This is a genomic window from Pseudomonas fluorescens (assembly GCF_900636825.1).
GTDB classification, from domain to species: domain Bacteria; phylum Pseudomonadota; class Gammaproteobacteria; order Pseudomonadales; family Pseudomonadaceae; genus Aquipseudomonas; species Aquipseudomonas fluorescens_BG.
The window spans coordinates 443,459-461,523 of sequence record NZ_LR134318.1 but is presented as its reverse complement, the minus strand read 5'-3'; the positions used below and the strand labels follow the sequence as shown (position 1 = coordinate 461,523).

The 18,065-nt window shown below is 61.1% G+C and carries 20 protein-coding genes; 17 read left to right on the top strand and 3 right to left on the bottom strand.

Translation table 11 applies throughout. The features are described 5' to 3' along the window. Positions 1-19 precede the first annotated feature (19 nt). A complete protein-coding gene (gene selO / locus EL257_RS02100; RefSeq protein ID WP_126359394.1) occupies positions 20-1,483 on the top strand; it encodes a protein adenylyltransferase SelO in 1,464 nt (487 codons plus the stop codon). Between the two features lie 7 nt (positions 1,484-1,490). On the opposite strand, the gene EL257_RS02095 is transcribed toward selO, so the two are convergent. Beyond that, entirely contained in the window at positions 1,491-1,892 is a 402-nt protein-coding gene (locus EL257_RS02095) for a helix-turn-helix domain-containing protein (RefSeq protein ID WP_126359392.1), read from the bottom strand. Beyond that, positions 1,889-2,185, bottom strand: coding sequence for a type II toxin-antitoxin system HigB family toxin (locus EL257_RS02090; protein WP_126359390.1), 297 nt, complete (start codon positions 2,183-2,185; stop codon positions 1,889-1,891). Before EL257_RS02090 ends, EL257_RS02095 begins: the two co-directional genes overlap by 4 nt. A 196-nt stretch (positions 2,186-2,381) precedes the next feature. Here EL257_RS02090 and trxC point away from each other — a divergent pair, with 196 nt between their 5' ends. Beyond that, the gene (gene trxC / locus EL257_RS02085; RefSeq protein WP_126359388.1) at positions 2,382-2,816 is read left to right on the top strand and encodes a thioredoxin TrxC; all 435 of its coding nucleotides are present in this window, start codon (positions 2,382-2,384) and stop codon (positions 2,814-2,816) included. Between the two features lie 128 nt (positions 2,817-2,944). Here the strand turns inward: trxC and EL257_RS02080 are convergent, their stop codons facing one another. Further along, positions 2,945-3,715 carry a ParA family protein gene (locus tag EL257_RS02080; RefSeq protein WP_126359386.1) on the bottom strand — a complete coding sequence of 257 codons (771 nt, stop codon included), beginning with the start codon at positions 3,713-3,715 and terminating at the stop codon, positions 2,945-2,947. A 368-nt stretch (positions 3,716-4,083) separates the two neighbouring features. On the opposite strand from EL257_RS02080, the gene EL257_RS02075 reads away from it, so the two are divergent. The 15 genes from EL257_RS02075 to EL257_RS02005 are packed head-to-tail and all read left to right on the top strand — an operon-like array spanning position 4,084 to position 17,984. Beyond that, on the top strand, positions 4,084-4,809 hold the full coding sequence (locus tag EL257_RS02075; RefSeq protein WP_126359384.1) for a beta-ketoacyl synthase chain length factor: 726 nt from the start codon (positions 4,084-4,086) through the stop codon (positions 4,807-4,809). After that, on the top strand, positions 4,785-5,597 hold the full coding sequence (locus tag EL257_RS02070; protein WP_126359382.1) for a lysophospholipid acyltransferase family protein: 813 nt from the start codon (positions 4,785-4,787) through the stop codon (positions 5,595-5,597). Before EL257_RS02075 ends, EL257_RS02070 begins: the two co-directional genes overlap by 25 nt. Next, entirely contained in the window at positions 5,575-5,850 is a 276-nt protein-coding gene (locus EL257_RS02065; protein ID WP_126359380.1) for a phosphopantetheine-binding protein, read from the top strand. The genes EL257_RS02070 and EL257_RS02065 overlap by 23 nt, the downstream gene beginning before the upstream one ends. A 9-nt stretch (positions 5,851-5,859) precedes the next feature. Continuing rightward, complete coding sequence (locus EL257_RS02060; protein WP_126359378.1) at positions 5,860-6,114, top strand: acyl carrier protein; 255 nt, start codon at positions 5,860-5,862, stop codon at positions 6,112-6,114. Beyond that, positions 6,111-6,656 carry a hypothetical protein gene (locus EL257_RS02055; RefSeq protein WP_126359376.1) on the top strand — a complete coding sequence of 182 codons (546 nt, stop codon included), beginning with the start codon at positions 6,111-6,113 and terminating at the stop codon, positions 6,654-6,656. The genes EL257_RS02060 and EL257_RS02055 overlap by 4 nt, the downstream gene beginning before the upstream one ends. Then, positions 6,653-8,332, top strand: a complete 1,680-nt coding sequence (locus tag EL257_RS02050; protein ID WP_126359373.1) for an acyl-CoA synthetase family protein — start codon at positions 6,653-6,655, stop codon at positions 8,330-8,332. The genes EL257_RS02055 and EL257_RS02050 overlap by 4 nt, the downstream gene beginning before the upstream one ends. Beyond that, on the top strand, positions 8,325-9,059 hold the full coding sequence (locus tag EL257_RS02045; RefSeq protein WP_126359371.1) for a glycosyltransferase family 2 protein: 735 nt from the start codon (positions 8,325-8,327) through the stop codon (positions 9,057-9,059). The genes EL257_RS02050 and EL257_RS02045 overlap by 8 nt, the downstream gene beginning before the upstream one ends. Further along, positions 9,056-10,003 (top strand): glycosyl transferase, encoded by a 948-nt coding sequence (locus EL257_RS02040; RefSeq protein WP_126359369.1) that lies wholly within the window; start codon positions 9,056-9,058, stop codon positions 10,001-10,003. The genes EL257_RS02045 and EL257_RS02040 overlap by 4 nt, the downstream gene beginning before the upstream one ends. Next, a complete protein-coding gene (locus EL257_RS02035; RefSeq protein ID WP_126359367.1) occupies positions 9,984-11,528 on the top strand; it encodes an HAL/PAL/TAL family ammonia-lyase in 1,545 nt (514 codons plus the stop codon). The genes EL257_RS02040 and EL257_RS02035 overlap by 20 nt, the downstream gene beginning before the upstream one ends. Continuing rightward, positions 11,521-11,946 carry an acyl-CoA thioesterase gene (locus tag EL257_RS02030; RefSeq protein ID WP_126359365.1) on the top strand — a complete coding sequence of 142 codons (426 nt, stop codon included), beginning with the start codon at positions 11,521-11,523 and terminating at the stop codon, positions 11,944-11,946. The genes EL257_RS02035 and EL257_RS02030 overlap by 8 nt, the downstream gene beginning before the upstream one ends. After that, positions 11,943-12,545, top strand: a complete 603-nt coding sequence (locus tag EL257_RS02025; protein ID WP_126359363.1) for an outer membrane lipoprotein carrier protein LolA — start codon at positions 11,943-11,945, stop codon at positions 12,543-12,545. Before EL257_RS02030 ends, EL257_RS02025 begins: the two co-directional genes overlap by 4 nt. Further along, positions 12,529-14,868 (top strand): MMPL family transporter, encoded by a 2,340-nt coding sequence (locus EL257_RS02020; RefSeq protein WP_126359361.1) that lies wholly within the window; start codon positions 12,529-12,531, stop codon positions 14,866-14,868. Before EL257_RS02025 ends, EL257_RS02020 begins: the two co-directional genes overlap by 17 nt. Continuing rightward, complete coding sequence (locus EL257_RS02015; RefSeq protein WP_126359359.1) at positions 14,865-16,028, top strand: sodium:proton antiporter; 1,164 nt, start codon at positions 14,865-14,867, stop codon at positions 16,026-16,028. The genes EL257_RS02020 and EL257_RS02015 overlap by 4 nt, the downstream gene beginning before the upstream one ends. Beyond that, the gene (locus tag EL257_RS02010; protein ID WP_126359357.1) at positions 16,015-17,262 is read left to right on the top strand and encodes an NAD(P)/FAD-dependent oxidoreductase; all 1,248 of its coding nucleotides are present in this window, start codon (positions 16,015-16,017) and stop codon (positions 17,260-17,262) included. Before EL257_RS02015 ends, EL257_RS02010 begins: the two co-directional genes overlap by 14 nt. Then, positions 17,259-17,984, top strand: a complete 726-nt coding sequence (locus EL257_RS02005; RefSeq protein ID WP_126359355.1) for a class I SAM-dependent methyltransferase — start codon at positions 17,259-17,261, stop codon at positions 17,982-17,984. The genes EL257_RS02010 and EL257_RS02005 overlap by 4 nt, the downstream gene beginning before the upstream one ends. The last annotated feature ends 81 nt before the right edge of the window (positions 17,985-18,065 follow it).

Genomic DNA, 18,065 nt, shown 5'->3' with positions numbered 1-18,065 from the left:
ATTCTGCTGGAGCCGGCCTGTGAAAGCCCTCGACGAACTGACCTTCGACAACCGCTTCGCCCGTCTTGGCGACGCGTTCTCCGCGCACGTACTGCCCGAGCTGATCGACAACCCGCGTCTGGTCGTCGCCAGCCCGGCCGCTTTGGCCTTGCTGGATCTTGATCCGGCCAGCGCCGAGACCGAAGAATTCGCGCAACTGTTCGGCGGTCACAAGCTGTGGGCCGACGCCGAGCCACGGGCCATGGTCTATTCCGGGCATCAGTTCGGCGGCTACACGCCACAACTCGGCGATGGCCGGGGCTTGCTGCTGGGCGAGGTCTACAACAACGCCGGCGAACATTGGGACTTGCACCTCAAGGGCGCCGGGCAGACGCCGTTTTCGCGCATGGGCGATGGGCGTGCGGTGCTGCGCTCTTCGATCCGTGAGTTTCTCGCCTCCGAAGCGCTTTATGCGCTGAACATTCCTTCTTCGCGCGCCGCCTGCGTGATCGGCTCCGACACGCCGGTCTGGCGCGAGAAGCAAGAACGCGCGGCGATGGTCCTGCGTCTGGCGCCGAGCCACATCCGCTTTGGCCATTTCGAGTATTTCTATTACACCAAGCGCCCCGAGCAGCAGAAACAGCTCGGCGAGCATGTGCTGGCGATGCACTTTGCTGAATGCCTCGAGCAGCCGGAGCCGTACCTGGCGATGTTCCGCGAGATCGTCGAGCGTAACGCCGAGCTGATCGCCAAGTGGCAGGCCTACGGTTTCTGCCATGGTGTGATGAACACCGACAATATGTCGATTCTCGGCATCACCTTCGACTTCGGCCCGTTTGCCTTCCTCGATGACTTCGACGCCAATTTCATCTGTAACCACTCCGATGATCAGGGCCGCTACTCGTTCAGCAATCAGGTACCCGTCGGCCAGTGGAACCTCAGCGCATTGGCGCAGGCACTGACGCCATTCATCAGCGTCGAAGCGCTGCGTGAAACCCTGGGTTTGTACCTGCCGCTGTTTCAGGCGCACTACCTCGACCTGATGCGCCGCCGCTTCGGCTTCACCACTGCCGAGGAGGATGACCAGCAGTTGCTGGAAAACCTGCTGCAACTGATGCAGAACAGCGGCGTCGATTACACGCTGTTCTTCCGCCGCCTCGGCGAAGCTTCAGCCGAACAGGCCATCGGCCGACTGCGCGATGACTTCGTCGATATCAAGGGATTCGATGCCTGGGGAGAACGCTACGTGGCGCGGGTTGCGCGCGATGGCAATGCCGATCAGGAACAGCGTCGCACGCGGATGCATGCGGTCAATCCGCTGTACATTTTGCGCAATTACCTCGCGCAAAAAGCTATTGATGCGGCTGAACAAGGCGACTATTCCGAAGTGCGCCGGCTGCAGGAAGTCCTGAGCAGACCCTTCGAGGAACAGCCGGGGATGGAAAGTTATGCCGAACGACCTCCGGAGTGGGGCAAGCATCTGGAGATCAGTTGTTCGTCTTGAGGCGGATTCAGGTAAACACGTCGATGGGCACATTGAAGCGCTCAGCTAACCAACGAATCTGGCGTAAGTTGAGCTTGCGCTTGCCACTGAGAATTTCCGAAACGACGGATTGAGTGCCCACGCCTGGCAGATCGCTCTGGGTCAGGCCGTGCTCACGCATCATGTACCCCAGAACTTCCTCGCCACTCGCTTGGGCCATGGGATGATGAGTGTGATCCCATTCTTCGATCCAGTCACCGATGATATCGACAAGGCTCATCAAGGGATGGGACTCATCATCACCGGTAATCTCAAGTAGCTCATCAACTGCCCGTACCAAGCAGTCATAGTCGTCCTCGCTCTTGGGTTTTCGAACCAGGGGAGAAACAAACTCCCAATGCTCGGCGACTGTTTTGATCAAAACACTCATATCCCTCCCTCCTTCCACTTGCCGCGATCATATTCGCGGTGCTCCATTACGTGCTTTATGTAGAGCCGCTGAGACCGGTAACTGACAAAAGCAATTAACCTCAGTTTATTGCCGCCGATATCGAAAACGTGGAATTCGCCCACCTTATCGGTTGCAGGAAATATCGATTTCATTGCCGCGAAATCCTTTGGATAACTCCTGCTTGCCAGACGAAACCACTGGGCTAGCGCGTTCGCTGCGTGAGGCCAATTCGCTTTGGCCTCACGAATGGGCTTTTCACTAAACACATGCATGCAACATCCTTATCGCATTCTGCTATTGGGAAGTTAATCACAACGCCAAGATATCGCAAGTTGCGATACTGGTAGACGGACAAGCGGCTTCGCCTGTGCCGTTTTCAGCCTAGGCACAGCGCAAAAGACTGCACGATTGAAAATATGAGCAAACGTCACCAACTAGGTGTTAACAGCTCTCTTTCGGATTTCGCTCATGACCACTCCACTGCTCATCCCCTGCCCCACCTGCAACGGCCTGAACCGCATCCCAGCCGAGCGCTTGGCTGACCAACCCAAATGCGGGCGCTGCAAATCCGCGGTGTTGTTGAGCAAACCGTTCGAGCTCAAGCAAGGCGATTACGCCAGTCAGATCAAAGGCGATCTGCCGCTGTTAGTGGATGTGTGGGCGGACTGGTGCGGGCCGTGCAAGTCGTTTGCGCCGGTGTTCGAACAGGCCGCGGCGCAGTTGGCGGGCAAGTGCCGGTTGGCCAAGCTCGACAGCGAGGCGAATCAGCAGTTGTCGGCGCAGTTGGGGATTCGCTCGATTCCGAGTCTGATTCTGTTCAAGAACGGCAAGGAAGTGGCTCGGCAGAGTGGCGCGTTTCCGTTGCCGCAATTGATGGCGTGGCTGCGCAGCCAGGGGATCTGAAACAGCACAGAAACCTGTGGGAGCTGGCTTGCCAGCGATTGCGATCGATCAGTCACGAAAGATGCTGAGTCTGCTGCCCTTATCGCTGGCTAGCCAGCTCCCACAGGGATTGTAAATTCTTCGAGGGATCAGTGGCCTTCGAGCAAGTTATGCAGTTCGACAAACTGCTGGGTGAGCTTGTGTCGTGGATCGAGATGGATCAGCGGCATGCTGGCCTGGTGCGATTCGCGCATGCGCACGGAGCTGCTCAGATACACCGGCAACACCGGCAAGCCTTCCTCGATCAACTCATCGAGGATCTGCTGCGGCAGACTGGCCCGCGCCTGAAACTGGTTGACCACGATGCCCTCAACTTCCAGGCCTTCATTGTGGTCTTCCTTAAGTTCTTCGATCTCGGCGATCAGCCCGTATAGGGCCTGACGGGAAAAGCTGTCGCAATCGAAGGGGATCAGCACGCGATCCGCCGCAATCAACGCCGAAACCGCATAAAAATTAAGCGCCGGCGGAGTATCCAGGTAAATCCGGTCGTAATCTTCGGACAATTCATCCAGCAACTTACGCAGCTTGTTGATCTTGTGCTTGGCCTCGAGCTTGGGCTGTAGATCAGCCAACTCGGCGGTGGCAGTAATAATGTGCAGGTTATCGAACGGGGTTTCGTAGATATCCGCCTGATTCTTCTTCGAGAACGGGCCGGAAGACAGGGTCTGTTTGAAAAAATCCGCAATGCCCATCGGGATATCGTCGCCGGTGAGCCCCGTCAGATACTGAGTGGAGTTGGCCTGGGCATCGAGGTCAACCAACAACGTGCGATAACCCTCGCTGGCGCTGACCGCCGCGAGATTGCAGGCAATGCTGGATTTACCTACGCCACCTTTCTGATTGAACACCACGCGCCGCATGACCAAACCTCCGTGTATCAAAGAATGACCGAGTGTAGATGCGTGCAGCCTCGCTTCGCTACCTCAACGGACGTGGACTACAGCGCTCGACGGCAAAATCCACAGACAACAAGGGCAAAAGCCAGCCAGGATCGCCGAGATGCCTGACAGACAAGCGCTGAAGAATCTGGATAATGGCCAAGTGACAGTTAGTGCGCGGACCACTCGGTACATTTCGTTGCACAAAATGTAACCAACGTTTGCTACACGCCCGTCGCACCGGGATAATGCGCGCCACTCGGCGCCAGGCACCATGCGACGCCTATAAACAACGCAGTCGCGGCTTTGGTGATTCAACGCGTCAATGGAAGCCCGCAGGGGCGGGATGAATGTTCGTGATCAACTTCAACATCGCCCAATGGCGCGCGTGGGCTCCGGGGCTCGACAGCGCGGACGCCTGGCAGGCCTGGAGCCGGCAACCGGTCGTGCTCCAGAGCAGTGATGCCGCGCCCGATGTGTCGTTTTTACCGGCCATGCAACGTCGCCGCCTCAGCCGTCTGGCACGGATGGCGTTCAGCGTCGGCTGGCCGTTGGCCGACGGACGGGAAAACCTGCCGCTGGTGTTTGTCTCGCGTCATGGCGAAACGCCGCGCACGTACGAAATCCTCAGCGATCTGGCGACTGAGCAGCCGCTCTCGCCGACCCAGTTCAGCCTCTCCGTGCACAACGCGATCATCGGCCTGTGGTCGATCATGCGCGGTGAAACCAGCGAAATGACCGCCCTCGCCGCCGCCGGCGACGGCCTTGAACACGGCATGCTCGAAGCCGCGGCGCTGTTGCATGAAGGCGCGCCGGCGGTGCTGCTGATCATCACCGAAGAGCAGCCGCCCGCCGCCTATACGAAGTGGATCGACGACGTGCCGTTCCCCTACGCCGTGGGCCTTTTGCTCACCTCCGGTACCGACTGGCGGCTGACCCTGAACAGCACGTCGCAAGCACTGTCCAACGCGCGCTGGCCACACGCGCTGAATCTGTTGCGCACCCTGCTTGGCCAGCAATCCCTTTGCCAACATGCCTGGAAAAATCGCGTATGGACCTGGCAACGCAGCCTGTGACCAGGAAACACCGCGACGCCTATTACTGGCGCCTGCTGGCCACCGCCGCAAGCTTCGCGTTGTTCGGGCTCGGCGGCCTGTGCCTGCGGCTGCTGGTGTTTCCACTGCTCGGCTGCCTGCCCGGTGACGCACTCAGACATCGCCAGCGTGCGCGCCTGACCGTCAGTCGGTTGTTCTGGTTTTTCGTACGTTTCATGGCCCGCAGCGGCGTGCTGACCTACGACATTCAGGGTGCCGAACGCCTCGGCCGACCGGGTCAGATGATCATCGCCAACCACCCGTCGCTGATTGATGTGGTGTTCCTCATCGGCCTGGTGCGCCACGCCAATTGTGTGGTGAAGCAGAGCCTGTGGGAAAACCCCTTCACCCGCGGGCCGCTGCGTCGTACCGAATACATCAGCAACGACGGCAGCATGGACATGCTCGACGCCGCCGCGCAGTCGTTGCAAGACGGCCAGACGCTGATCATCTTTCCCGAAGGCACCCGCACCCAGCCCGGCCAGGCGCCGGCCTTTCATCGGGGTGCGGCGGCGATTGCCCTGCGCGGTGCGAAAATCGTCACACCGGTGATTATCAAGGTCAGCCCGACCACTTTGACCAAAGCCGAACCGTGGTATCGCATCCCCAATCGCCGCGTGCACTTCAGTTTTCGCGTCGGGGCCGATATAGACCCACAGACCTTCGCCGCGCAAGGGCCGGCACCGCAGGCCTCGCGCAAGCTCAACGATTATTTGCATGACTATTTCAATAAGGAGCTCGCCGCAGATGAGCGAACTGAACACCGCTAGCCTGATGCGTGACATCAAACTGCTGATCATCGACGCCCTCGGCCTCGAAGACATCAGCCCCGACGACATCGGCGACGAGCAGACATTGTTCGGCGAAGGCCTCGGACTGGATTCGGTCGACGCGCTGGAGCTGGGGCTGGCGATCCAGAAAAAGTACGGCATCAAGATCGACGCCGACGCCAAAGACACACGCAACCATTTCACCAACGTGGCGAGCCTTGCGGCGTTCGTCACGGCAAAACAGGCAGCTTGAGACCGGACCATGCAAACTCGTGACGATATTTTCAACACCCTGCGCGATGCCCTGGTCGAGCTGTTCGAACTGGATCCGGCCCGTGTAAGCATGGACGCCAATCTGTATCAGGATCTGGAAATCGACAGCATCGATGCCGTGGACCTGATCGATCACATCAAACGCCAGACCGGCAAGAAAATCGCCGCCGAAGAATTCAAATCGGTGCGTACCGTCGGTGACGTGGTCGACGCGGTATTCCGTCTGGTTCAACCGGCCGCATGAGCCGACTGATCGGCCTGGGCCTGCTGCTGGCCGGTCTGCTGTATCCCTTTGCGGTGTATTTCGGCATGGAGCACTTCGCCCCGTGGCAGTTCGGGCTGCTGCTGGGCGGGTTATGGCTGGCGCGGGCACTGACCGGCGAGCGCAAACCCGGCAGTTTGTCCATGGCCGTTGTGGCGATCGTGTTCTGCCTGCTGCTGGCAGTGTTCGACAGTCCGCTTTTGCTGCGCTGGTACCCGGTGCTGATCAGCGCCTTCATGCTCGCGCTGTTCAGCCTGAGCCTGAAATTCGGCCCGCCGATGGTCGAGCGCTTGGCACGTCTGCGCGAGCCGGAACTGCCTGATATCGCGATTCGCTACACGCGCAAGGTCACGGTGGCCTGGAGCGTGTTTTTCTTTTGCAACGGTTTGTGCGCCGCCCTCCTGACCCTGTGGGCGCCGCTGAATTGGTGGATGTTGTACACCGGCCTGATCTCCTACGGATTGATCGGCCTGATGTTTGCCATTGAATGGCTGATACGACAACGGGTAAGAGGCCGTACATGAATTGGATAAAACTTGAGCAGCTATTGCTCAAGGCACTGCCGGCGCGGGCGATCAGCCATGCGCCGGCACTTGATCATGCGCAACTGCGCGAGCAGGCGTTGAGCGTGGCCGCCGGATTGCAGAACCAAGGCGTGAAGCGTCTGGCCGTGCATCTGGAAGACGCCGCCGATCTGGCCATCGCCCTGCTCGGTGCCTGGCGCGCCGGCGTCAGCGTGTTGCTGCCCTCGGATCTGCAAGCGCAGACGCGCCAGCGCTGGTCGAGCGAAGTCGATCGGTGGCTGACCGATCAGCGCGATGACGCGCATCTGGATGATTTCATGCAGGCGCCACTGTCGGGCGCCGAGCTGGATCTCGATCAATGTCAGCTGAGCCTGTGTACCTCCGGCTCCAGCGGCGAGCCCAAGCGGATCGACAAGACTTTGCGCCAACTGGCCAATGAAGTCGAAGCCCTCGAACAACTATGGGGTGCCGATCTGGCGCAAGCCTGCATCATTGGCAGCGTCGCCACCCAGCACATCTACGGTCTGCTGTTTCGCGTGCTGTGGCCGTTGTGCGCCGGACGGACGTTCGTGCGCAAACAATTGGCCTTTTCCGAGGATATGCAACGCGCCAGCCGCGAACATCCAGCGTTCGCCTGGGTCGCCAGCCCGGCACTGCTCAAACGCATGGGCGACAACCTCGACTGGCCGGCCCTGAGCGCTGTGCGCCGGGTGTTTTCTTCTGGAGGCGCGCTGCCGACCGAGGCTGCGCAAGCTCTGCAGCAACGCTTGCAGCAATGGCCGACGGAAATTCTCGGCAGCTCGGAAACCGGCGGCATCGCCTGGCGTCAGGGCGAATTGCTGTGGCAACCCTTCGCCGGGGTGGAACTGAGTCAGGACAACGACGACGCTCTGCTGATCGCTTCGCCTTACCTGCCCGCCGGGCATATCGAACACACCGCCGACGCTGCACGCATTGCTGCCGACGGTCGGTTCGAACTGCTGGGACGGCTGGACCGGATCGTCAAACTGGAAGAAAAACGCATCTCCCTGCCCATGCTGGAACAAGCCTTGATGGCGCATGACTGGGTCGCCGAAGCGCGTCTGGGCGTCGTTCAGGAAAACCGTGCGTCCCTCGGAGTGTTGCTGGTACTCAGCGAGGCGGGCCTGTTTGCGCTGCGCGAGCATGGCCGGCGCAGCCTGACCGCGACCTTGCGCCAGCATCTCGCTCAGCATTGCGAAGCCCTCGCCCTGCCACGACGCTGGCGTCTGTTGCGGCAATTGCCGCTGAACAGCCAGGGCAAATTGCCGCAAGCCGACGTCGAAGCGTTGCTGACGGCAGCGCGACCGAAAGCTCCCGAAGTGCTGGAGCAAACCGAGAGCGGCGGCGAATGGAGCCTGCAACTCAGCGTGCCGCCAGATCTGGCCTACTTCAGCGGCCACTTTCCCAAGGCGCCGGTGTTGCCCGGTGTGGTGCAGGTGGAATGGGCGTTGAATCTTGGTCGGCAGTTGCTGAACCTGACCGGTGCGTTCGCCGGAATGGAAGTATTGAAATTTCAGCAATTGGTGCGTCCGGGCGACCAGATCCAGTTGCATCTGCGCTTCGATCCAGAGCGCGGCAAACTGTATTTTGCTTATCGCAATGACACGGCAACGTGCTCCAGTGGCCGGATTCTTTTGGGGACTGCCCATGCATAACCCTTGCGCCGTGATCCCGGTCTACAACCACGAAACCGCTATCGGCACCGTAGTCGATGCGCTGCTCGCCCAGAACTTGCCGTGCATTCTGGTGGATGACGCCAGCGCGCCGTCCTGCGCTCGGGTGCTCGACTCCCTCGCCGGGCGTGACAACGTTTTTCTGGTGCGCCTGGCCGTCAATCAGGGCAAAGGCGGCGCGGTCATGACCGGTCTGCGGGAAGCTGCGCGGTTGGGGTTCACCCACGCGCTCCAGGTCGACGCCGATGGCCAGCACGATTTGCACGACGTCGCCCGTTTCGTCGAGCAATCACGCGCACATCCACAGGCGATGATCTGCGGTTATCCGCTGTTCGACGACAGCGTGCCCAAGGGTCGTTTGTACGCGCGGTACCTGACCCACGTAATGGTGTGGATCAACACGCTGTCGTTGCAGATTCGCGATTCGATGTGCGGTTTCCGCGTTTATCCGCTGGCCCCGACGCTGGCAGTCATCGACTCGGCGAAAATCGGCAAACGCATGGATTTCGATTCGGACATTCTCGTGCGTCTGGCCTGGCGCAATCAGCCGATGCGCTGGCTGCAGACCAGCGTGCATTATCCGCTCGATGGCGTGTCGCACTTCCGCCTGTTCCACGACAACGCGCTGATCTCGAGCATGCACACCCGGCTGTTCTTCGGCATGCTGCTGCGTCTTCCCGTCATTCTCTGGCGCCGGTGGCGAACATGAGCAGCGAAATCGACAAGAAGCATTGGGCCGACCGTGAAGAGCGCGGCAGTTTCATGCTGATGAAATTTACCGCACTCGCCGCCAAAGTCTTGGGCAGACGCCTGCTTAGCCCGTTGCTGTATGGCATCGTCCTGTATTTCTTTCTGTTCGGCCGCACCGCGCGGCGCAGTGCCTGGCAATTCCAGCAGCGCCTGGCCGAGTGGAGCCAACGTGACGATTTGCGGCCGAGCCACTGGCGGGTTTTCAGCCAGTTCATGACGTTTGCCGATTCGCTGCTGGACAAGCTCGATGTGTGGAACGGCAAACTGAGCATCGAGCAGATCGAAATCATCGACCCGGCGCTGTTGCGCCAGCAGTTGCGTGGCAGTCGCGGGCAATTGCTGGTCGGCGCGCATCTGGGCAATCTTGAAGTGTGCCGAGCACTGGCGGAAATCGGCGAAAAGGTCACCATGAACGTGCTGGTGCACACCAAACACGCCGAGCAATTCAACCGCTTGCTGGGCGAGGCCGGTGCCACCAATCTGCGTCTGATTCAGGTCAGCGAGCTCGACCCGGTGATCATGCTGCAACTGCACGAACGACTGGAGCGCGGCGAGTGGCTGGCCATTGCCGGCGACCGCGTGCCGCTGCACGGTGGGCGCAGTGTGACAGTGGATTTTCTCGGCCACCCGGCAGCGTTCCCGCAAGGGCCATGGCTCCTCGCCGGGCTGCTGAAATGCCCGGTCAATCTGCTGATGTGCCTGAAACAACCCGACGGCCACTATCGCCTGAACCTCGAACCGTTCGCCGACGCCGTGACCTGGACACGCCGCGAGCGCGAGCAGGTCATTCATCAGTGGGCCACCCGCTACGCGCAGCGCCTGAGTCACTATTGCCTCGAAGCGCCACAGCAATGGTTCAACTTTTACCCTTTCTGGAAGACCGATGACGACGCCAACTCATGAGCCGGTAACCTTCGGCGAACGCCCTTTGCGCATCGAAGACGTGCTGGCCCTGGCCAACCGTCAGGCACTCGTGCGATTGCAGGATGACGCCGACTACCGCGAGCGTATCGCCAAGGGCGCGCGGTTTCTCGATTCGTTGCTGGACAAGGAAGGCGTGATCTACGGCGTCACCACCGGTTACGGCGATTCCTGCGTCGTGGCGGTGCCGCTGCATCACGTCGAAGCGTTGCCGCGTCATCTCTATACATTCCACGGTTGCGGCCTGGGCAAACTGCTTGACGCGCAGGCCACTCGGGCGGTGCTGGCGGCGCGTTTGCAGTCGCTGTGCCACGGCGTTTCCGGGGTTCGCGTGGAACTGCTCGAACGTCTGCACGCGTTTCTCGAATACGACATCCTGCCGCTGATTCCCGAAGAGGGCTCGGTCGGTGCCAGCGGCGATCTGACACCGCTGTCTTACGTCGCTGCGACCCTGTCCGGCGAGCGTGAAGTGATGTTCCGTGGCGAACGCCGCCAGGCCGCCGATGTGCATCGCGAACTGGGCTGGACGCCACTGGTGCTGCGCCCCAAAGAAGCGTTGGCGCTGATGAACGGCACGGCGGTGATGACCGGCCTCGCCTGCCTAGCCTTCGCCCGCGCCGATTACCTGCTGCACCTGGCGACGCGCATCACCGCCCTCAACGTGGTGGCGCTGCAAGGCAATCCGGAACATTTCGACGAGCGCTTGTTCGCCGCCAAACCGCATCCGGGACAAATGCAGGTGGCCGCGTGGCTGCGCGAGGATCTGGCGATCGACGCGCCCACCGCGCCGCTGCATCGTCTGCAGGATCGCTATTCCCTGCGCTGCGCCCCGCATGTGCTCGGCGTGCTGGCCGACAGCCTGAACTGGCTGCGCGGCTTCATCGAAACCGAACTGAACAGTGCCAACGACAACCCGATCATCGACGCCGAAGCCGAGCGCGTTTTGCATGGCGGGCACTTCTACGGCGGGCACATTGCGTTCGCCATGGACAGCCTGAAAAACCTTGTCGCCAACATCGCCGACCTGCTTGATCGGCAACTCGCCTTGCTGGTCGATGAGCGCTACAACCACGGTTTGCCGAGCAACCTGTCCGGCGCCCCGGCGGATCGGGCGATGATCAATCACGGCTTCAAGGCTGTGCAGATCGGCACCAGCGCCTGGACCGCCGAAGCGCTGAAAAACACCATGCCCGCCAGCGTGTTCTCGCGCTCCACCGAGTGCCACAACCAGGACAAGGTGAGCATGGGCACCATCGCCGCCCGCGATGCGATCCGTGTGCTGGAGCTGACCGAACAGGTCGCCGCCGCCACCTTGCTCGCGGCCAACCAAGGCGTGTGGCTGCGCGCGCAGGCCGAAGACGCCCGGCCGCTGCCGCCGGCGCTGGCCGCGATGCACGAAGAACTCGGCAAAGACTTCCCGCCGGTCATCGAAGACCGAGCGCTGGAAGGCGAGCTGCGTTTGTGCCTGCAACGCATCGCCGCACAGCACTGGAGGTTGCATGCGTAGCGCCGGAGTGCTTCACGCCGATACGGAAATCCTCGTGCCGTTTTTCGACGTCGACACCATGCACGTGGTCTGGCACGGCCATTACGTCAAATACCTCGAAGTGGCACGGTGCGCGCTGCTCGACAAGATCGGCCACAACTACACGCACATGGTCGAGTCAGGTTACGCCTGGCCGATCATCGACTTGCAACTGCGTTATGTACGCGGCGCGGTGTTCGGCCAACGGCTGAATGTGCGCGCCAGTCTGGTCGAGTGGGAAAACCGTCTGAAGATCAACTATCTGATCACCGACCTGCAAACCGACGAACGCCTGACCCGCGCCAGCTCGGTGCAGGTCGCCGTTGAAGTCAGCAGCCGCGAGATGCAACTGGCGTCACCAAAAGTGTTCACCGATGCCGTGGAAAGGATGCTGCGATGAATGTGTTTTTCAAAAGCCTTGGCGCACTGGTACTGCTGGCCGTGTCGTCATGGGCCAACGCTTTCGACCTGCAACAACTCAGTGAACAACTGGCGAAACCAGAAGTGATTCACGGCCAGTTCACTCAGGAAAAACACCTGCGCGCCCTGCCGCAGCCGCTGATCAGCAAGGGCCGCTTTGTCCTGGCGAAAAATCACGGCCTGTTGTGGATGTTGAAAACGCCGCTGCAACAGGACTATCGCATCACCGCCAAAGGCATCGCGCGCCGTGACGCCAATGGTTGGCAAGTCCTGCCAAACAAGAGCGCCGGGGCCGAGCAAAATCGCTTGTTCCTCGCCGTGCTGCAAGGCGACAGCAGCGGCTTGCAGCGCGATTTCGATCTGGCCCTGAGTGGCGATGCGCAGCAGTGGAAACTGACGTTGACCCCGCGTTCGATGCTGCTCAAGCAAGTCTTCAACCAGATCAATATTGACGGCGGCGCCTTGGTGCAGACCATCGAGTTGCTGGAAACCCAGGGCGACAGCACGGTACTGCGCATGCAGGACAGGACGGCAGGGCAACCACTGAGCGACGCGGAGCAACATGATTTTGCCGAGTGAACGCAGGCTGCCCTGGCTGTTTCTGATCCTGCTGCTGGCCGTCGCTGCGCTGGGCGGTTGGCAGTGGCGCGACGGTTCGCCGCTGTCGGCCAACCTGATGGAGCTGGTGCCCGGGACCAATCCCGACGCCCTCGAGCTGCGCGCGGAACAGCGCATGCAGGAGCCGCTCAATCGCGAAATGCTTGTGCTGGTCGGTCACGTCGATCGCCAGCAGGCAGTCGCCATGGCGCAGCAACTCGGTGAGCAATGGCAGGCCAGCGGCCTGTTCGAAAAGGTGCAGTGGAACCTGCAAGCGGATCTGCCGGCGCTGCGCACGCAATTGCTGCAAGGGCGCTTGGCGATGCTCTCGGCGGACGACCGGCAATTGCTCCGCGAACACCCCGACGTGTTCATTCAGCAGCGGGTGCAAGCGCTGTTCGATCCTTTCACCGGTTTCAGCCTGGTGCCGAGTCAGGATGACTGGCTCGGCCTGACCGGGCGTATCCAGAACAGCCAGCCGAAACACCGCGCGGTGCAGCTGGACATCGGCAGCGGCGCGCTGGTCGCCGACGCTGATGGCAAAAGCTGGGTGATGCTGCGTGCGCGCACCACCGGCGATGCGTTCGATATGAATCTGCCGCTGAAAGTCGCCGATCTGCTGCAGCACAGTCGCGAGCAGGCGGCGAAATCCGACGTACAACTGCTCGCCGCCAGTGGCTTGCTGTACGCCGCCAACGGCCAACAACAAGCGACCCGCGAGATGACCTGGGTCGGCGGCGGCGCCACCGTTGGCATTTTGTTGCTGCTGCTATTGGCGTTCCGGCGCTGGCGTGTGTTGCTGGCCTTCGTGCCGGTGCTGGTGGGCATGCTGTTCGGCGCAGTGGCATGCGTGGCGCTGTTCGGCCACATGCATGTGATGACACTGGTGCTCGGCTCCAGCCTGATCGGCGTCGCGGTGGATTATCCGCTGCACTATCTGTCGAAGAGCTGGAGCCTGAGGCCATGGCGCAGTTGGCCGGCGCTGCGACTGACGTTGCCCGGGCTGACCCTGAGCCTGATCACCAGCGCCATCGGCTATCTGGCGCTGGCCTGGACGCCGTTCCCGGCGCTGACGCAAATTGCCGTGTTCTCGGCCGCCGGTTTGCTTGGCGCTTATCTTTCGGCGGTGTGCCTGTTGCCGGCGCTGCTCAATAACGTTGAATTACGTCCGACGCAATGGCCGCTGAAACTTGCCGAGCGCTTGATCAGCGTGCGCGAAGCACTGCTCCAACGCGTGCACACCCCGGTGCTGCTGGCGCTGCTGATCGCCTTCTGCATTGGCGGACTGATGCAGCTGCAAAGCAAGAATGACATCCGCCAATGGGTCGGCGCCCCGCAACATCTGACCGATGAAGCGCAGACCATCGCACGGATCACCGGGTATCAGCCCACCAGCCAGTTTTTCCTGGTGCGCGGCGCCAACCAGCAGGAGTTGCTGGAGCGCCAAGGCGCGCTGAGCGAGCGCCTTGAGCAACTGGTCAACCTCGACAAACTGCAAGGCTATCTGGCCCTCGATCAACTGGTCAGCCCGCCGAGCCAGCAACAGCAAGTGCGCGAAGCACTGAACAAACTGCCGGCATTGTGGCAGCCGTTGCTCGATCTCGGCGTGCCGTTGGCGGCGTTGCAAAGCGAATTGCAGCAGCTGCAGACGTTGCCCGCCGAAGACATCGACGCCGCACTGGCCGGGCCGCTTGGCGAGCCGTATCGCACGCTGTGGCTGGGGCCGAGCGCAGAGGGTGTGGCGGCCATTACCAGCCTGCAAGGCTTGAACAACCCCGCCCTGTTACGGATCCAGGCGCTGGATTTGCCGGGGGTGCGGCTGGTGGATCGTCTCGGCGAGCTGAATGAAGTGTTTGCCGCTACGCAGGTCAGCGCCGCCGAATTGAAGCTCGCCTCCTGCGTCTTGATCGTCTTGATATTGATCCTGCCGTTCGGCTTCGGTGGCGCCTTGCGCATCGTTGCCCTGCCGCTGCTGGCTGCGCTGTGCAGCTTGGCCAGCCTCGGCTGGCTCGGTCAGCCGCTGACCCTGTTCAGCCTGTTCGGCCTGCTGCTGGTGACTGCGATCAGCGTCGACTACGCGATCCTCATGCGTGAGCAGGTCGGAGGTGCGGCGGTGAGCCTGCTCGGCACGTTGCTCGCCGCGCTGACAACGTGGCTGTCGTTCGGCTTGCTCGCGGTTTCCAGTACACCGGCGGTGAGCAACTTCGGTCTGTCGGTGAGCCTCGGCCTGGCGTTCAGTTTCATCCTCGCGCCATGGGCCGGGCGTCACGTCCACAGCGCCAGCGTTGCGGAGCCCAACGCATGATGGTCGCAGTCTTCTGGCTGTTGGCTTTGGCGCTGTTCGCCATGGCCACCCGCGTCGGTCGCTGCGTTGGATTGATTCCGATTGTCAGCCAGTTATTGCTGGCGAGTTTCGGTCTGCCGCTGCTGATTTATTTCTGGATCGAACCCGGCTGGCAACTCAGCGGCGCTGCACTGATTGCGCCCGCCTGGCTGAAAAATCTCTACAGCCTGAGTTTCGCCCTGCTGCTGGGGCATATTCTCAGCGATGTCATCGATCTGAAGCTCGATCGCCAAAGCGTGAAAATCGCCATCCCGAGTTTCGCCGTGCCCTTTACCTGTGGCTTGGCGGCCGCGTATTGGCTGCTGCCGGCGCAACCCTGGCTGAGTTGGCTGGCCATCGGTCTGGTGTTCGCGATCACCGCGATTCCCGTGCTGTACCTGTACCTGCGGCACATCGATTATCCGCCCGCCGCCACCCGGCGTCTGGTGCAAACCGCAATCCTCATCGATCTGACCTGCTGGACGCTGTTCGGCCTCGGTCAAGGCAGTCTGCACCTGAGCGGTTTGCTGCTGCCGCTGGGATTGGCCTGTGCGCCGCTGTTGCTGCGCCTGCTCGGTGTACGCCGACCACTGACCTACAGCCTGGGTTTCTTCGCACTGTTGGTGATGGCCGAGCATTACAAACTCAACGCGCTGATTTTCGGCATCGGCTATCTGCTGTGCATGGCTGCGCTCAAGGTGCCGCTGGTGCTGCCACTGCCGGCGCGCTGGATGAGCCGATTGCAGACGTGGATCGCGATTCCGCTGATTCTGACCTTCGGCATCGTGCAGATCGATGTGCACAGCGCCCTCGCCAGCCTCGGTTGGGGGCAATGGGCCGCGCTGTTGCTGTTGCCGATTGCCAGTAAACTGCTCGGCAATTGGCTTGGCCTCGGCTGGGCCGGCGCCTCGTTCGAAGGCGCCAGCCGCTGGCGCGAAAGCGTGCTGCTGAACATTCGCGGCCTGAGCGAAATCGTCTTTCTCAATCTGCTGCTGCAACAACAACTCATCACTCCGGCGCTGTATTTCGCGCTGATGTTGATGGGCCTGACTGCGACGCTGTTGCCCGCCCTGATCGGCCTGCACAGCGCGTCCTTGAACTTGAATAGCCCTTTGCCCCGGAGCTCGCGTGCCAATCGTTGAAATGGAATCCCGTCAGGTCGTGATCATCGGTGCCGGCCCGTCCGGCGCTATCGCTGCTGCCCTGCTCAAGCGCAAGGGCCACGATGTGCTGGTGCTCGAACGCCAGCATTTCCCCCGCTTTTCCATCGGTGAGAGTCTGCTCAGTCATTGCCTGGATTTCGTTGAAGAAGCCGGCATGCTTGATGCCGTCAACGCCGCCGGATTCCAGCGCAAGACTGGCGCGGCTTTCGCCTGGGGCGAGCGCTACAGCGCTTTCGATTTCAGCGACACCTTTACCGACGGCAAGCCAACCACGTTCCAGGTGCAGCGCGCCGATTTCGACAAACTGCTGGCCGATCAAGCGGCACTGCAAGGTGTCGAAATTCGTTATGGCGACGCCATCGTCAGCGTCGATTTCGACCGGGCAAAACCACAGCTGAATGTGCGTCGCGAGGACGACAGCGAGTACCGCGTCGAAGCGGATTTCGTCCTTGATGCCAGCGGTTATGGCCGCGTACTGTCGCGCTTGCTCGACCTTGAGGCGCCGTCGAATTTTCCGGTGCGTCAGGCGGTGTTCACCCATGTCGAGGATCACATCGACAACCCGGCCTTCGACCGCGAAAAAATCCTCGTCACCACCCATCCAGAGCACCGTGATGTGTGGTTCTGGACGATCCCGTTCAGCAATGGACGCTGCTCAGTCGGCGTGGTGGCCGCCGCCGCGCATTTCGCCGGTCGCGACGCCGACCTTGATGCGTGCCTGCGCAGCTTCATCGCCGAAACGCCGAGCCTCGCCGGGGTCTTGAACAATGCCGTGTGGGACACCCCGGCGCGCACCCTCGGAGGTTACGCGGCCAACGTGAAAAGCCTGCACGGGCCGGGTTTTGCCTTGCTTGGCAACGCCGCAGAATTTCTCGACCCGGTGTTCTCCTCCGGCGTGACCATTGCCATGCGTTCGGCAAGCATGGCCGCAGCCGTTTTGCACCGTCAGTTGCAGGGTGAAACGGTCGATTGGCAAAGCGAATTTGCCGAGCCGCTCAAGCGTGGCGTCGACACCTTCCGCTGCTACGTCGAGGGCTGGTACGCCGGCACTTTTCAGGACGTGATTTTCTATGAGGATGGTCAGGCGGAAATTCGTCGGATGATCTGCTCGATCCTCGCCGGCTACGCCTGGAATGAGCGCAACCCGTTTGTCAGCGAAGCGCGTCGACGGCTGAAGATGATCTCTGAACTCTGCGCACAGGATGCCTCATGAACTACCTGAGCGACAGTTACGTCGAGGAAACCCGCTTCGGTTTCTGGTTCCTGCGCAGCCACACTTGGCAGCACCATGTGTTGCGAGTGGCGATCAATGATCTACGCGGATTGTTTACTCATGCGCTGCCGCAAAACCCGGTGCTGCTGGACGCCGGTTGCGGTCAGGGCAAGTCGTTCGCACATCTGCGCCAGACGTTCGCCCCCCACCGCTTGATCGGCGTCGATGCCGACCCGCACAGCCTGCAACTCAGCGCCGAAGAGGCCGCGCGGTTGGGCCTCGACGTCGAACTGATCGGCAGCGATTGCGCAACGCTCCAGGTTGCGGACGCCAGTGTCGACCTGCTGTTCTGCCATCAGACTTTCCATCACCTGGTCGAGCAGGAAAAAGCACTCGCCGAGTTTTATCGGGTGCTGAAACCGGGTGGTTATCTGCTGTTCGCCGAGTCCACCGAGGCTTACATTGATACCTGGGTGATTCGCTGGCTGTTCCGCCATCCGATGCACGTGCAGAAGAGCGCCGCCGGGTATCTGGAAATGATTCGTGGCCAGGGTTTCGAGTTTGCCGAGCAGAACGTTTCCTACCCGTACCTGTGGTGGAGTCGGTCAAAGGATTTTGGTCTGCTGGAGCGATTGGGCTTGAGCAAGCCGAAGCCATTCGGTGAGCGCGAAGAGACCCTGGTGAATGTCGTCGCGCGCAAGCCGCTTGCAGGTGCTATCTGATGCGCCACTTTCCATCTGCACACATAGAGTCCTGTGGGAGCTGGCTTGCCAGCGATAGCGGTGGACCAGTTAGGCTCAATA